13 protein-coding genes are annotated in these 14,708 nt (G+C 61.1%); 7 read left to right on the top strand and 6 right to left on the bottom strand.

Annotation, left to right across the window (positions count from 1 at the left end; all coding sequences use genetic code 11):
- Positions 1-722: 722 nt before the first annotated feature.
- From V5E97_RS18225 to V5E97_RS18205, 5 genes are all read left to right on the top strand, one after another.
- A complete protein-coding gene (locus V5E97_RS18225; protein WP_406700709.1) occupies positions 723-1,556 on the top strand; it encodes a menaquinone biosynthetic enzyme MqnA/MqnD family protein in 834 nt (277 codons plus the stop codon).
- Entirely contained in the window at positions 1,516-2,625 is a 1,110-nt protein-coding gene (gene mqnC / locus V5E97_RS18220; RefSeq protein WP_406700708.1) for a cyclic dehypoxanthinyl futalosine synthase, read from the top strand. Before V5E97_RS18225 ends, mqnC begins: the two co-directional genes overlap by 41 nt.
- Positions 2,626-2,785: 160 nt before the next feature.
- The gene (locus tag V5E97_RS18215) at positions 2,786-3,571 is read left to right on the top strand and encodes an ATP-binding cassette domain-containing protein (RefSeq protein ID WP_406700707.1); all 786 of its coding nucleotides are present in this window, start codon (positions 2,786-2,788) and stop codon (positions 3,569-3,571) included.
- Positions 3,572-3,638: 67 nt separating this feature from the next.
- Complete coding sequence (locus V5E97_RS18210) at positions 3,639-5,837, top strand: ABC transporter permease subunit/CPBP intramembrane protease (protein WP_406700706.1); 2,199 nt, start codon at positions 3,639-3,641, stop codon at positions 5,835-5,837.
- Positions 5,838-5,883: 46 nt separating this feature from the next.
- Positions 5,884-7,158 carry an amidohydrolase family protein gene (locus tag V5E97_RS18205; RefSeq protein ID WP_406700705.1) on the top strand — a complete coding sequence of 425 codons (1,275 nt, stop codon included), beginning with the start codon at positions 5,884-5,886 and terminating at the stop codon, positions 7,156-7,158.
- Between the two features lie 199 nt (positions 7,159-7,357).
- Here V5E97_RS18205 and V5E97_RS18200 read toward each other — a convergent pair whose 3' ends face one another.
- A complete protein-coding gene (locus V5E97_RS18200) occupies positions 7,358-8,536 on the bottom strand; it encodes a hypothetical protein (protein WP_406700704.1) in 1,179 nt (392 codons plus the stop codon).
- A gap of 22 nt (positions 8,537-8,558) precedes the next feature.
- Positions 8,559-9,542, bottom strand: coding sequence for a type I phosphomannose isomerase catalytic subunit (locus V5E97_RS18195; RefSeq protein WP_406700703.1), 984 nt, complete (start codon positions 9,540-9,542; stop codon positions 8,559-8,561).
- A 432-nt stretch (positions 9,543-9,974) separates the two neighbouring features.
- Here V5E97_RS18195 and tatC point away from each other — a divergent pair, with 432 nt between their 5' ends.
- Together tatC and cobA are read left to right on the top strand one after the other, a co-directional pair.
- Positions 9,975-10,994 carry a twin-arginine translocase subunit TatC gene (gene tatC / locus V5E97_RS18190; protein ID WP_406700702.1) on the top strand — a complete coding sequence of 340 codons (1,020 nt, stop codon included), beginning with the start codon at positions 9,975-9,977 and terminating at the stop codon, positions 10,992-10,994.
- An 85-nt stretch (positions 10,995-11,079) separates the two neighbouring features.
- Positions 11,080-12,633: a uroporphyrinogen-III C-methyltransferase gene (gene cobA / locus V5E97_RS18185; protein WP_406700701.1), complete on the top strand. Its 1,554-nt coding sequence runs from the start codon at positions 11,080-11,082 to the stop codon at positions 12,631-12,633.
- 136 nt (positions 12,634-12,769) lie between these two features.
- On the opposite strand, the gene V5E97_RS18180 is transcribed toward cobA, so the two are convergent.
- From V5E97_RS18180 to V5E97_RS18165, 4 genes are all read right to left on the bottom strand, one after another.
- Complete coding sequence (locus V5E97_RS18180; RefSeq protein ID WP_406700700.1) at positions 12,770-12,952, bottom strand: hypothetical protein; 183 nt, start codon at positions 12,950-12,952, stop codon at positions 12,770-12,772.
- Positions 12,953-13,079: 127 nt separating this feature from the next.
- The gene (locus V5E97_RS18175) at positions 13,080-13,550 is read right to left on the bottom strand and encodes an Hsp20/alpha crystallin family protein (RefSeq protein WP_406700699.1); all 471 of its coding nucleotides are present in this window, start codon (positions 13,548-13,550) and stop codon (positions 13,080-13,082) included.
- A gap of 95 nt (positions 13,551-13,645) precedes the next feature.
- Complete coding sequence (locus V5E97_RS18170; protein WP_406700698.1) at positions 13,646-14,074, bottom strand: Hsp20/alpha crystallin family protein; 429 nt, start codon at positions 14,072-14,074, stop codon at positions 13,646-13,648.
- A gap of 31 nt (positions 14,075-14,105) precedes the next feature.
- Positions 14,106-14,546, bottom strand: coding sequence for an Hsp20/alpha crystallin family protein (locus tag V5E97_RS18165; RefSeq protein ID WP_406700697.1), 441 nt, complete (start codon positions 14,544-14,546; stop codon positions 14,106-14,108).
- Positions 14,547-14,708: the final 162 nt, after the last annotated feature.

The following is a 14,708-nucleotide window of genomic DNA, read 5'->3' as shown; positions in this document are numbered from 1 at the left end:
TGGAGGTCCGGCGATACTGCCTGCTGGCCTGCCTTCGCCGCCACCGCCGCGCCGCCGCGCGGCATTCGGGGCTACAGTACCGGGCCTGAGGATGGGTCGGTCGGAAGACCTTCTCGCACCCCTTGAGCAGACACCGTCGCTGTCGAGGCTGACGTGCCCCTTGACGAGCCCCAGGTTTGTGGCAAGCTGGATTCGGGCCCAAGGAAGCAGCGAACTTCCGGCGGCCAAGCCTCGGGTGCGGAGTCCCTTATGCACCGCCCCGAGGCGCCTTTTTTTGATCCCGTCTGCCCTCGTGGCCGATTCCCTCTCACCAGTTTAGACCAATCCGTCCGGCGTCCAAGTCACCCCATCCCGAGCCACTTCGCCGAAACCCACCGATTTCAGTCTGGCCCGCTCGCGCCGAAAGAGTTGTGACCTCCCTGGCCGTTACTGTCATGTGCGTCATGTCGGTGGACCAGACCTGGTTGCAGCGTTCAATCGTCACGCCTCGAAGCAGGTACGGGTAGACTTTGGGGGCAAGGGTTCCACGTCGTGGTTCGAGACCCGGGATGGGGGGCACTATGCGGTTTCCTGGCCCAGGCCTTAGAGTCCGTAGACCCGACAATCGGGGTTGCGATGGGCTTGTCCCTGTCTATAATTTCAATAGCTTCTGAAATTCCGACCGAAAGGGATGTTAAGAGCTGCGAGGGAACCGCGGTTCTGGTGGGTAGGAGGGGAGTGCAATGTCAGCTCCGGTGCGCGTCGGGGTGGTGAGCTATCTCAACGCGAAGCCTCTTTACTACCGGTTGGATGAAGCGTCTCCCATGGTGCAGGTCGAGTTGGACCTGCCAAGCCGTCTGGCGGACCGCTTGCGGCAGGGGGAGTTGGATATTGCCTTGATTCCGGCGGTGGAGTATTTCCGGGGGGTTGGCGCCGGACTGGGCTACGAGGTGCTCCCTGGGTTCGCGATCGCGGCACGGGGGCCGGTCCGGAGCGTGAAGCTTTTTAGCCGAGTTCCGTTTGGGCAGATTGAGCGGCTTGCGCTCGATGCCGGCTCGCGAACGAGCCAGGTGTTGACCCGAGTCTGGCTCGATTCCGCGCACGGCGTTCGGCCTGATCGACTCGAGATTTTGCCGATGGGCATGTCGGCGCTGGAGAGCACCGCGGATGCCGTGCTCGTGATTGGCGACCGGGCGATGACTGTCCCGGATGCCCCGTTCCATGCGGTCGTCGACCTGGCCGAGGCCTGGAATGCGATGACCGGTCTGCCGTTTGTGTTCGCACTTTGGGTCGCTCGGCCGGGTGTCGACCTGGGCGACCTGCCGGAAATCCTCGCACGGTGTCGGACGGAAGGTCTGACGCATGCGAGCGAACTGGCCTCTGAACATGGTCCGAGGCTCGGCCTCGACTTCGCAACGTGTTACGATTACCTCACCCGCGTACTCTCGTATGAGCTGGGTGAGTCGGAGCTAGCCGGGCTCCGTCGATTCGCCCAGATGGCGGCGCAGTTGGGGCTGATTCCCCGAGGAGCTGACCTTGTCTTCCACCGTCCCAGCGATTTTGCAGCACGTGGTTGAGGGAGGCCGCCTGACGTTCGAAGATGGCGTCACGCTACTCCGCTCGGCCGACCTTCTCTCCCTGGGCCGCGCCGCCGACGCCGTCTGCAAGAGGCTCCATCCCGAGCCGTTCCGAACGTACAATATCGATCGGAATATTAATTATACCAACGTCTGTACGGCTGTTTGCGACTTCTGTGCCTTCTACCGCAAGGTCGGTGATACTGAAGCCTACGTGCTCGATCGTCCCGTCTTGCTGGAGAAGATCCGCGAAACCGTCGCGCTCGGTGGCGATCAGATCTTGATGCAAGGGGGGCTCCACCCTCACCTGAGCCTGGAGTGGTACGAAGACCTTCTCACAGAGATCAAAGCCAACTTCCCTCAGGTCAATATTCACGGGTTCAGCCCGCCTGAGATCCACCACTTCACCAAGGTTGCGAAGCTTCCGCTCCGCACCGTGCTCGAACGGCTCAAACAGGCCGGCCTGGGGAGTCTCCCGGGGGGGGGCGGGGAGATCCTCGTCGATCGGGTTCGCAAGGCGATGACGCGGGGCAAGGTCATGACCGATGACTGGCTCAACGTCCATCGGGTCTGGCACGAACTCGGCGGCCGCTCGACGGCCACCATGATGTTCGGGCACATCGAGACCCTCGAAGAACGCATCGAGCATCTCGAACGCGTTCGCCAACTCCAGGATGAGACTGGCGGGCTTACGGCGTTCATCTCGTGGACGTTTCAGCCCGAGCACACCGAGATGGCTGACGTCCCGGCGTCGGGTTCGTTCGAATACTTGCGGACGCAGGCCGTCTCGCGGCTCTACCTCGACAACGTGCCCAACATCCAGTCCTCCTGGGTGACCCAGGGTCCGAAAATCGGCCAGCTCGCACTCTACTTCGGCGCCAATGACATGGGCAGCCTGATGATCGAGGAGAACGTCGTCGCTTCGGCGGGGACCGTCTACTACCTCTCCCTCGACGAAATCAAGCGGGCCATTCGCGAAGCCGGTTACGTTCCCAGGCAACGTAACGTTTATTACGAATATATCGATGCTGAGGAGCGTGCGGCGCCGGCGCTCTTGACTGTGCTTTGAGCGTGGGAGAAGAACGGAGCGGGAGTGAGAGCCGGGGGCTTGCGTGCTCGTCGCTTGCGCTTGATGATGGAATCCGGCGACACGGGATCGGACCGTTCCCTCTCCGTTCGTTCTGAGCGAGAGTTATTCACCTTCGCCTCTTCATTCGTTGAGTGTTCGCGTGATCAAGGTCGAGAATCTTACGAAATCCTTCCTCGACTATCAGCGCGGCTGGGTCTCGGCCGTTGGCGGCATTAGTTTCGAGTGCCATCCCGGAGCCATTTTCGGCTTGCTCGGCCCTAATGGTGCCGGCAAAACGACCACCTTGCGGATTCTGAGCACGGTGCTCAAGCCGACGGGCGGGCGCGCTGTGGTGGCCGGTTACGACGTAATGACCGACCCCGAGGCGGTCAGACAAAATATCGGGTACATGTCGGCGAGCACCGGGATCTACGACCGGATGTCGGCCTGGGAGCTCGTCGAATACTTTGGCAGGCTCTACGGCCTGACTCCGGCTCGGCTGCGCGACCGCATGGAGACAATCTTCGACTGGCTCCAGATGAACGACTTTCGCGACACGTTGGGCTCGAAAATGTCGACCGGGATGAGGCAGAAGGTCTCGATCGCCCGGACGATCGTCCACGACCCACCGGTCCTGATCTTCGATGAGCCGACCTCGGGACTCGACGTCCTGGTCGCCCGTGCCGTCCTCCAGAAAATTGCCGAGCTGCGCGACCAGGGCAAGACGATCGTGTTTTCGACGCACTCGATGCACGAGGTCGAAAAGCTCTGTTCGCGGGTGGCGATTATCCACAAAGGAAGGGTGCAAGCCGAAGGGGAGCCCCATGAACTGCTCTCCCGGTACGGGCAGCCCGACCTCGAGGAACTTTTCTTCTTCCTCGTCGAGAATGCCAAGAGTATCGAGCACGATCCCACTGTGAACACAGCGACGTCCTGGGATGAGTGACCTCGATGCTGGGGGCCAAAGTGGGCGTCGACCTTCGTGATCCGGTCCTCGACGAGATTTAAGTCCAATGCGCTGGTCGAATGTGTTCGTGATTTTTCGCCGCGAAGTCCGCGATCAAGTGCGTGACCGGCGCACCTTGTTCATGATCTTCGTGCTGCCGATCCTGCTTTACCCGATCCTCGGGATTGGGGTCGTTCAGTTCTCGGCGGCATTCGAACAGAAACCACGAACCGCCCTCGTCATCGGCTCGGAATTCCTCCCAACGGTCGTTCCCCTGCTGAACGCCGAGAAGAATGGATTCGACGTTTCGCTCTTCGACTCGCCCGACGAGGCCACCAAGCTTCGCGTTCGGGTCGAACGGGCCGAGCCCCCCTGGCTCGATGAGTCGGTCCGTGAGCAAGCGATTCGCGATCGCGTTGCCGAAGCGGTCGTGGTGCTTCCTCCCGACTTGATCCAGCGCCTCGAGAAGGCGGAGAGCTTGGAGTCGGTCGAAACCCCGATCCTCTACGACAGCACGGATGAACCGAGCCAGATCACGAATTTGCGGGTCAAAGAGGTCTTCTCCCGCTGGAAGAAAAAGATCGTGTCGGCCCGCCTGGAACGCGACCAGAAGCCGCCCAGCTATACCGAGCCGATCGCGATCAAGTCGGTTGACATCGCCACCGAGTCGGAAGTCGGGGGCAGCGTCTGGTCGCGGCTCTTCCCTTTCTTGCTGGTCATGATGTCGTTGACCGGGGCGTTCTACCCGGCGATTGACCTCTGCGCCGGCGAGAAAGAACGGGGCACGATGGAGACGCTCCTGATCAGCCCCGCCTCGCGCGCTGAGATCGTGATGGGCAAGTTTCTCACGGTCGTCCTGGCGAGCATGATGACCGCGCTCTTGAATCTGGTCAGTATGGGCTTAACGGGCATCCAACTTGCCAATCAGGTGAGCGGCATCGCGACTGGTGGCGGCCATCGCCGCCTTTCCTCGGTGATCGCTCCACCGACGTTTACCGCCGCGTTCTGGATGCTCCTGCTTCTGATCCCTCTGTCCGTTTTCTTCAGCGCGATCTGCCTGGCACTTGCGGTTCTCGCCAAAAGCATGAAGGAGGGGCAGTATTACATGACGCCCCTCTACCTGGTCTGCCTGCCGCTGATCTTCCTGACGCTCGCCCCTGGGATCGAGCTCAACCTGTTCTATAGTCTGGTGCCGGTCACCGGAGTCTCACTGCTCCTCCGAGCGTTGATCCTCGGTGACTACGCCAACGCCTGGCGCTATTTTTTGCCGGTGCTGGTCCCGACGATCGTCTACGGCGGCATCGCCCTGCGCTGGGCGATCGACCAGTTCCAGCGTGAGGACGTGCTGTTCCGCGAGGCGGAGCGGTTCGAATTGAAGAGCTGGATCCGCCACCTGCTTCGTGACAAGGAGCCGACTCCCACCGGGGGGGAAGCACTCCTCTGCTTCGTCCTCATGTTGACCTCGGCCTGGTTTCTGATTCAGTACCTCACGGCGAGGGGCCTGGGCAGTTCGACCACGATCATGGCCGCCGGTCAGGTGGCATTCATCCTGACTCCTCCACTGGCGATGGCCTTTGTGCTCACCTCATCGCCACGTCGAACCTTGCGCCTTTACTGGCCCAAGACGTGTTATCTGCTCCTGGCGATCGGACTTGCATTCGCGCTGAACCCATTGGTCAATGAGTTGCGGCCGATCGTCGAACAGCTCTTTCCGGTCTCGCCGCTGATCAAGGCGGCCCTCGATCAGATGATGACCAAGCTGCCGAACCTGCAAGTGGCGCTCTTGCTCTTCGCCGTGATCCCGGCGATCTGCGAGGAGTTCGCCTTCCGTGGGTATATTCTGGCAGGCCTCGAGTCGGGTCATAGTACGCGCTCGGCCATCTTGCTCCAGGCCCTCTTATTTGGATTTCTTCACGTCCTGTTGAGTCTCTTCCAGCAACTTTTCAACGCGACACTGCTGGGGGTCGTCCTGGGACTTCTCGCGGTTCGCAGTGGAAGCATTGTTCCTGGTATTGTGTTTCATGTGCTCAACAATGGAATGGCGATTTTGCTCAGTTCTTGGGTGAGCGATCCTTCCACTCACGAAGTCGCGACTTGGATCTATCGCGACCCCAAGCAAGGGCTCTACCACTGGTGGATCGTCGTTGTTGGTGGGATTGCTTCGGCTTACCTGATCGCCCTCTTGAATCGAGGCCCTGGCAAACGCAAGCTGAAGCCGGATTCGAGCAAGGCCGATTCGCTCGAGGCGTTCCATTCCTTGAACTGAGTGCGGACAGGTTTCGATTCCTTCCTTCCGTGGTCCAGGTTCACGAATGAAATCGTCTTCGCTGACTCTCTCGGCTCGCTACGTGTTTCCGGTCGAGGGGGAGCCGATCGCTGATGGCTGTCTCACGATCCAGGATGGGCGGATTGCCTGGGTTGGATCCGCGCGGGAACGAGTCGCCGACCTCGACCTGGGGAACTTCGCGATTGTTCCCGGCTTCGTCAACACGCACACCCATCTCGAACTTTCCGCGATCGAGGGCCCGAACCAGAACCATCTCGGGGAGCAGGCTGTCGAGGACGAGGTGGATTGGTTGCTTCGTGTAGTGGAGCAGCGGAAGAAAGGCTCAACGGAGGAACTCCAAGCGGCGGTCGGTCGAAACCTGGAGGAAAGCATCCGGGCGGGGACCACGTCGCTAGCCGACACGACGACAGCAGGCCTGAGCTGGGACCAGGTGGCGGAGGCCCCCATGCGGGCCGTCGTTTTTGCCGAATTGATCGGCCTAAAGCGGGCCCGCGGGCTCCAGACCAGCGCCGAAGCCTGGGATTGGATTGGTTCGATTCGTCCTGAAGCGCAGGTGATCGCGAACGCCCGCCCTGGTCTGAGTCCGCACGCCCCTTATTCGACCTCGGGCTGGCTCTATCACAAGGCCGCCGCGAGTCGTCTCCCGCTGTCGACGCATCTGGCCGAGATGCCCGAAGAACTCGAATTATTAGAGCGTGGCAGCGGTGCGCTTCGTGCTTTTCTCGAAAAGCTAGGGGCATGGGACGAAGAGTGGGAACCGATCAGCCCGCGTCCAGCCGACTATGTGCGCCGGGGTGAACTTCGCAATGCCGACTGGCTGATCGCCCACGGGACCTATCTCAATCCGTCGGAATTCTGGCAATTCCGACCTGAGGCGGCTCCGAACAATCATCGCGTGGCGATCGCCTATTGTCCGCGCACGCATGCTCGCTTCGGCCATGCCCCTCATCCCTATCGTGCGATGCTCGAGCGTGGAGTCGTGGTCTGCCTGGGGACGGACAGCCTGGCCTCCAGTCCCAGTTTGAGCGTACTCGATGAGATGCGGTTTCTTCATCGCCGTGACGACTCACTCAGCGGACCGCTTTTGCTCACGATGGGAACGCTCTTTGGAGCCTGGGCACTCCGTGCCGAGACGACGACCGGGAGCCTCAAGCCTGGCAAGTCAGCCGACCTTGCCGTGATCGAACTGCCCGACCGAGAAGATGCCGATCCTCATGTTCTTGTGCTCGAATCTCACTTGCCCGTCGCGGCGACCATGTTCGAGGGGAAGTTTGTGAATGGGGCCTGGAAAAATTTCTAATCGATCCGACGAATCGGATTGGAAAATCCAGGGGGTGACGGTGGGTTTCCTGATCGCCTGACCGGCGACGAGGCCGAAAAGAGGCCAGGGAAGAGTTTTCAGGCGGCCGCCGATGGAGGCTCAGGCGGGCCGCCTGACATGAATGAGATCGCGGAGACAGCCGCCTGAAACGCCCTTCAGGAAGCTTCGATCCCGTGGCTTACTCCATGCCCGCGGTGTTCAGGTTGTCCGGGGTGCTGATGGGTTCGACCGCGGGCAGGAGCGGATTGGGTGGAGCAGGGGGGAGCGCGACCTGCCGCCAGTCCGTCCCATCGACGTCTTGCCGGAGGAGCAGATAAATCGTCGAGGCGGCCGACCAGAAGTAACTGTAGATCCAGCCGTGGGCCAATAGCCCGACGACCGCCAGCCAGAATGTGTGGAGTTTCGCGGCCGCCGAATCCAGAGGGACACGACCAGGCTGAAGTAGCGCCTGGAGTTGATCGTGAGGGGCACTGTAGCTCAGGGCCCATTGGGCCATCTGAACCACGAGTTGCGCGAAAAGGGAAACGAAGACGATCCCGGCGAGTCCGATGATCCATGCCAGGATCAGATAGAAGGCATAGCGAAGGGGACGCTGGAAAACGTAAGCATAAGATCGGCTCAAAGCATCGAACCCATCCTCCGCTTCGGCGGCGACCGACGCATGCATCAAGGGCCAGCCGGTTGCCAGTCCAACCAGGATCAGGGCCATGACCAGGCCGGCCAGCAGGGGAAGCACGAGGAGGAGGCCCGCGACGATAGGGCCGATCGACGTTGGCAAGCGATAGAGGAGTCCGAAAAAGACGCAAGGAACCGTCAGGATGGCGATTCCCAGGAGCGGGCTGAGTGGCCCCAGGACGAGGGGGACTGATTTGCCGAACGCGAACTTGAGGGCGTTCTTGACCCCCATGCGCTCGCCGGTGGCCACCTGAACCGTGGCGATTCTGGCGATTGCGCCACCGATGAGTCCCCAGACGACGACCGCCCAGACCGCGGCGAGGAAAGCGTGCAGGAGCGAAATCCCGCCGGTCCGCACCGAGAAGATGGCGACGAACGGGGTGATCAGGCATTGAACCGGTTCGGTCAATTGCCAGAGTGAGAGGCCAAGGTCGAAGCCGCTGTCCCCTCGCGCTGGGGTCGAGGCCACGGCCAATGAGCTCAATCCGGCCGGGATGCGCGGATCCGAGTTGGGAAAAGCGCGATCCAGGGCTCCCCAACCGGCGTTCAAGGCGATCAGGCCGATTGCGGCGAGAAAGAGCTTCTTCGGGTCGATGGAGACGCCGATCCCTCGGAAGAGGCGAAGCCACGGAAAGAGCCGGGTGAAGTGGATCTCCCCGGTCAATGGCGATTCATCAGTCATGCAACGGCTCTCCAAGGCCACTTCAAGGGACGACGCAGGTCAGGACGACCGACTCGCCCCGTGGAACAAGCTGGCAATTGCCAAGGGACGAAGGCAAGAGACGTGTTTGGCCGAACTCGAGAAGTTCCGCGCTTTCCCCGTTCCGAATCTCGGTGTCGCCTTCCAGTCCGAGCAAAATCGTGAAACGGTCATCGCTTCCCACGGTCGTCGGCCCGTTCAAGCGGAGCCGCTCGAGCGCGAAGTAGGGGCAATGGGCGAGCCGCTCTCGAGTTCCTCCGGCGATTGGCTCTGGCGTCGGGTCCAGGGGATTGACCGGACCTGCGGCAAAATCGATCGATTCGAGGGCTTCGGCGAGGTGAAGCGGCCTGGGCTTTCCGTCGGTTCCGACCCGTCCCCAGTCGTGGACGCGAAACGTGGCGTCGGACATCTGCTGGATTTCCGCCAGGACCACCCCCGCGCCGATAGCGTGGACAGTGCCCGCGGGAATCATGATGCAGGCGCCCGGCTTTGCCTCAAACCGGTGCAGGAGTGGTTCGACCTCGCCCGTTTTGAGGGATTCAGCAAACTCGGAGCGGGTGACTCCTGGCTTGAGCCCCGCATAAATCAGGCTGCCGGGTTCGGCATGGAGGATAACCCAGGCTTCGGTCTTGCCGTTGTCGTTGGCTAAGACTTTGCCCTTTGCGTCATCGGGATGCACCTGCACGGAGAGGACCTGGTGCGCATCAATGTACTTGACCAGCAAGGGGAACTGCGTCAATGGGCCCACGTACCGACCGAGCAACTCGTCGCGCCGCGTCTGAATCAGGTCGCGGAGCGAGACTCCTTTGAGCGGCCCCTCGTCCACCCGGCTGACGTCGTCGCGGTGGTCGGCGATCTCCCAGCTCTCCGCGTAGCGCGAACCGTCGCCGAGGCGTTTATTGAGGATGGTTTCGAGCCTTCGACCGCCCCAGATCAGCTCTTTGAGGATCGGCTCGAACCGCAAGGGGTACAGGGGTGGATCCAGCATCGAAGGTCCTTGATGATTGTCATCGAGTTGCGTCGGCGTGGCGAGAGGTCTCGGAGTGGGAACCCCTACCATCTTCCGGCGTCCGACGTTGTTCACTGCGCACCAGGCGAGAGGCCTTGCACTCCCAGACCACATCAACAGAGGAGACCAGGGCCCTCTTTGTAACGAGAGCGGCGAGGCGATGTCCACCCGAGTCGCGGACGGAAATCCGGGAAACGGTTTCTCGCTGGAAACCCACGATTGGCGTGTGGTAGACTTATTGCTCAAGGAACGCTCCCGCCCGAATCGGTCGTCCCCGAGAGGCCCACGGCGGTGCCGCACCAAAAAAGGGTCCCGGCCTCGGGATCGGCCGTCGCGACCCGCGTCTCCTCCCCTCACCAATTGCCCGCCGACCGGCTTAGCCCTAGGCTTCGTTAGGGTGGTCCACATCCAATGCCGACCGATAACGATCTCTTCGCCGAAGAACAGACGATGGTCACCATGAGCTTTGGTGATCACATTGAAGAATTACGCCTCCGATTGATCCTCGCCCTCTATGGTCTCGTCATCGGCGTGGTCTTGACCTTGATCCCCGGTGTCAACCTGGGACAGCGGATCATGAACAAGATGGTGGAGCCTGCCCAGGCCGCGCTGACGGAGTTTTATAACGAACAAGCAGTGCGGCGGGCCGAGGTCGCCGACGCGGATGGAGTTGTTTCGGAGACGGCCCAGGCCATCATTCCGGCAGACGCTTTTCTGGCGGAATTGGGCAAGATCGCCCCCGGGCTCCAGCTCCCCGATGCGAAGAGCGTCAAGGATAAGAACCTGACGTTCCCGATCCGCTACATGGAGTCGGGAATCATCAAGATCGTCAACGAAGGGATGAGGCCGAGCAACGCCTTGATCTCGCTGGCGCCTCTGGAAACGATGACGATCTTCTTTATGGTCTGTCTGGTCGCGGGACTTGTGATCGCCAGCCCCTGGGTCTTCTACCAGCTCTGGGCGTTCATCGCCGCGGGGCTCTATCGCCACGAACGCCATTACGTGACGAAGTTTCTCCCGTTCTCGCTCGGCCTCTTTCTGTCCGGCGTCTTCCTCTGCTTCTTCGGCGTCCTCCCGGTCACCTTGAGGTTCCTCCTGGAATTCAACGTCTGGCTTGGCATCGAGCCGACGCTTCGCCTGGCAGACTGGATGAGCTTTGCCACGATCTTGCCCCTCGTTTTTGGGATCTGCTTTCAGACTCCGTTGATCATGGTTTTTCTCGCCTTGATCGGGATCTTCAACGTCGACGACTTTCGCTCCAAGCGAAAGATCGCCATCCTGGTCATGGTGGTCGCAGGTGCGGTTCTGACTCCGAGTCAGGACCCCTTCAGCATGCTCATGCTCGCCGTGCCGATGATTGTGCTCTATGAGTTGGGCATCGTCATGGTCGCTCGGAAGAAACTAGGGCCATCTGTTCGACAGACTGACTGAGTGGTCGAACAGGAAAGTGTTCGTCGAACCGAGTCTGGCTGATCGGCTGGCTCGGTTCGACTCGGATTTCGGGAATGAGAGCGGGATGGCAGAGAACGTTGGGATCGTTTACCTGGTGGGTGCCGGGCCTGGTGATCCCGGCCTGTTGACCCGGCGAGGCGAAGCTCTGCTCAAGCTGGCCGACGTGGTCGTCTACGATCACCTGGCCAGCTCTCGGCTTCTCGACCTGGCTCCGAAGACCGCACGGCTCATCTGTGCGGGAAAGTCGATTGGCCATAACATCATGCCACAAGGAGCAATCAACGAGCTCCTAGCTGAGCATGCGAAGGCGGGGCGAACCGTCGTTCGGCTCAAGGGGGGGGATCCGTATGTCTTCGGGCGCGGGGCCGAGGAAGCGGAGTATCTTCGCCACTCGGGCGTGCCCTTTCAGGTCGTGCCGGGAGTGACGGCGGCTGTCGGGGTCACTGCGTATGCGGGCGTCCCGGTCACTCATCGCGACGCCGCTTCGGCGGTCGCGTTCGTGACCGGCCACAACGATCCCGAGGCGTCGTCGGCTCAGGGGCGGCTTGACTGGGCCGCCCTGGCCGCATTTCCAGGGACCCTGGTCGTCTACATGGGAGTGACCCGCCTCGAGAGCATTTGCAAGACCCTGGTCCGTCTGGGGAAGCCTGCGACGACCCCCGCCGCACTCGTCGAGGCCGGCACCTTGCCGCGTCAACGAACCGTGAGTGGGACGCTAACCAACCTGCACGAGCGAGTCGCGGAGGCAGGACTCGGTCCTCCCGCCCTCCTGGTCGTGGGCGAGGTGGTGTCGCGGCGGCCGGCCCTATGTTGGTTCGAGAACCTCCCCCTCTTCGGCCAACGTATTGTCGTGACCCGTCCCAGGAGTGAAGCCGAGCCGTCGGCTGCGACCCTGGAATCAATCGGGGCCGAGGTCCTGATCGCGCCGACCGTGGAAATTCGACCCCTCGAGTCTTATGAGGAACTCGACCGCGCGATCGGACGCCTCACCGAGTTTCACTGGCTCGTGTTCACATCTGCGAACGGTGTCGAGAGCTTTCTTGAGCGGCTGGACCTACTTGGTCGAGACGTTCGCGCCTTGGGGCACCTGAAACTGGCTGCAATCGGCCCGGCAACGGCCCGAGCGCTTGGTCGCTTCCATCTCAAGGCCGACCTGATTCCCGACTCGTTCCGCTCGGAGGATCTGGCGGAGGCGTTGAGGCCCCATGCGCTCGGAGGCCGAGTCTTGCTCGCTCGGGCCGATCGGGGCCGGACCGTGCTGAAGGACGAACTCGAGAGGATTGCCCACGTCGAACAGGTCACCGTTTATCGGAATACGGACGCCGACGCGTTGCCTGCCGCCGTGGTGGCACGGATCGAGCAAGGTTCGCTCGACTGGATCACTTTGACCAGTTCCGCAATCACCGAACGGCTCCATTCGCTCCTGACCGAGTCCGCTCGCGCTCGGATCGGTCGGGAGATTCGCCTGGCCAGCCTGAGCCCGGTGACGTCGGAAACTGCCAGGCGATTGGGGTGGAACGTCGCCGCCGAGGCGAAGGTCTATACCTGGGAAGGGCTCGTCGAGGCGATCGTCGAAGTCGTCACGACCGAACGTGCGAACATGTCCGCCCAGGGATGAGCTCTGGATGAGGCGACCTCGAAGAAGTTGCTCGGGGCGAAATCCCTGACTTCGAACGAAAAAAGCTTGCGGTCAATTGTGCGTTGCATGATAGGAACGCCCAGTTGACCGCAAGCTTTTTATCTTTTTCGTCACGTCATCGAAGTTCGCGGGAAGTCTCAAACCCTTGCCAGAGGATGAAGGCTCCTCCGATGATGAAAAGTACATCGAGAAGAATGTTCCGGCCAAGGATCCCCAGGGCCGCGTCGAGAAGGAAGATCAAACAGACCAAGCCCGCGACGATCATCGCGGCGTAACAAAGGACCTTCGGCGTCTCCATCGTCCAAACGCTCCGTGGGTCGGGGTTATCGACAAGATTGCTCCAGCTTATCACAGAAGGAGTGCCGAGCCTGTTTAGTGTACCACAAGCACGGTGAACGATGGCCAACGCGTTCGGTCTGATTCGATTAGGCGTTTTGGACGGGGATGGTTCGCGGTTTGGCGATATCCTGCTTGGGAAGCCTGACCCTCAAAACGCCGAGACGGGCCTCGGCCTGCGCTGCATCGAAGTTGACCTCGTTTGAGAGCACGATCTTTCGGTGAAACGTACCATACTGCCGCTCACGAAGCGGCAAGTGCCCCTCGATCGGGGCATCAGGGTTTTTGACCCCGCGCAGGTTGAGAATATTGCCAGTGACCGAGAGGTCGATCGAGGCGGGATCGACCCCGGGGAGCTCGGCGACGAGAACAATCTCGTCGGCCGTCTCGAACAGATCGATCGCAGGGCTCCAACCCGTGGGTTCGAGGTCCATCGGAGCAGGCTCCGAGGGGCCCAACCGCGAGGGGCTCCAATATTCCTCCATCAGCCGGTTGAGTTCATTCTGGATCACGTGAAACGGAGCGGAGATCTCCCGCCGCCAGGGAATAGGTCGTGCCATTGGCGTATTCCTTCACAAAGACCAAAGGGATGGAGATGTTTTCAAGGTCCTCGAGTCGAGGACCCCTTTGTTCACAAGGGTACCGCTTGAGGCGTCTAGGACTTGATCTCGATGCGATGGGTTTTGGCCCGCTCAGCCTTCGGAAGGATCAAACGCAGGACGCCGTTGCGCAACTCGGCCGTGATCCGGCTCCGTTCCACCTCATCGCTCAGAATGAACGAGCGGTAGAAGTCGCCAACCTGATATTCTTCATGGAGGATCCGCGCCCCTTCGGGTGCCGGAGTGGTGATCCGGGCAAAGAGGCTCAGTACGTTGTCCTCCAATTGAATCTTCAGGTTATTTTCCGCCGCCCCTGGCAGGTCGGCCTCGAGGATCAGGCCGTCCGGGCTCTCATGAATATCGATCGGCGGCGTGAGATAGGCCGCCGGAGGCATCGTGGATTCGGAGCCGGAAGCCTTGGGTTTGCTCGAGTCGCTGGGGGTTGATCGATCGACTGCGACCGGGATCGAGTGATGATTGCTCATTGTGCTGGGCTCCAGGCTGGCCTCGGGGGCTTCAGGTCGTCGCCTTGATGGCGATTTGCCGTGGCTTGGCACTCTCTGCCTTCGGGAGCGTGATTGTCAGAAGGCCTTGAGCGATCGTGGCCGTAACCTGCCCGCTGTCAACACGATCAGGCAGGGAAATCGTCCGCGTCCATCGGCCGAATTGTCGCTCTTGACGACGGTAGCTCTCGTCCGGCACACCCTCCGGCCGTTTCCGTTCTCCCCTCAAGGTGAGGGTCTCCCCTGTGATCGACAGATCGAGGTCTTCCGGGTTCATCCCCGGTAACCGGGCAGTCAGACAATACTTGTCTCCGCCATCGTAGAGATTGATCGAGGGTTCGTGTCGCGCCAGCCGCCACGATTGGAGCGGCTCAAGGCTTTCGAACAGTCGTCCCACTTCGCGTTGCAGATCGCGAAACGGATCCCAACGCCGCTGCCAGTTCAGTCCGCTCATCGAAATGACCTCCCTTTGAAAGGGTATTTCGGAGGATGACTTCGAGTATTGCAGAGGACGTGCCGGAAGCTGACGATTCCTCGAACTGGCGATTTGTGTCGACGCTAGCTGATTTCTCGAGAGCGCTTGCGGCAGGAAGACCCGAAAAGATCGCACTCGGGT

It is taken from the genome of Singulisphaera photorubra (genome assembly GCF_045290345.1).
Classification (GTDB): Bacteria; Planctomycetota; Planctomycetia; order Isosphaerales; family Isosphaeraceae; genus Singulisphaera.
Note: the sequence above shows the minus strand (reverse complement) of the source record. Positions and strands in the feature narration are given on the sequence as shown.

What these genes read in the sequence shown, in the direction of transcription:
- V5E97_RS18225 (WP_406700709.1), top strand. Translation starts at nt 723, where the DNA reads ATGTCAGCTCCGGTGCGCGTCGGGGTGGTGAGCTATCTCAACGCGAAG.
- V5E97_RS18210 (WP_406700706.1), top strand. Translation starts at nt 3,639, where the DNA reads ATGCGCTGGTCGAATGTGTTCGTGATTTTTCGCCGCGAAGTCCGCGAT.
- V5E97_RS18205 (WP_406700705.1), top strand. Translation starts at nt 5,884, where the DNA reads ATGAAATCGTCTTCGCTGACTCTCTCGGCTCGCTACGTGTTTCCGGTC.
- V5E97_RS18200 (WP_406700704.1), bottom strand. Translation starts at nt 8,536, where the DNA reads ATGACTGATGAATCGCCATTGACCGGGGAGATCCACTTCACCCGGCTC.
- V5E97_RS18195 (WP_406700703.1), bottom strand. Translation starts at nt 9,542, where the DNA reads ATGCTGGATCCACCCCTGTACCCCTTGCGGTTCGAGCCGATCCTCAAA.
- tatC (WP_406700702.1), top strand. Translation starts at nt 9,975, where the DNA reads ATGCCGACCGATAACGATCTCTTCGCCGAAGAACAGACGATGGTCACC.
- cobA (WP_406700701.1), top strand. Translation starts at nt 11,080, where the DNA reads ATGGCAGAGAACGTTGGGATCGTTTACCTGGTGGGTGCCGGGCCTGGT.
- V5E97_RS18180 (WP_406700700.1), bottom strand. Translation starts at nt 12,952, where the DNA reads ATGGAGACGCCGAAGGTCCTTTGTTACGCCGCGATGATCGTCGCGGGC.
- V5E97_RS18175 (WP_406700699.1), bottom strand. Translation starts at nt 13,550, where the DNA reads ATGGCACGACCTATTCCCTGGCGGCGGGAGATCTCCGCTCCGTTTCAC.
- V5E97_RS18170 (WP_406700698.1), bottom strand. Translation starts at nt 14,074, where the DNA reads ATGAGCAATCATCACTCGATCCCGGTCGCAGTCGATCGATCAACCCCC.
- V5E97_RS18165 (WP_406700697.1), bottom strand. Translation starts at nt 14,546, where the DNA reads ATGAGCGGACTGAACTGGCAGCGGCGTTGGGATCCGTTTCGCGATCTG.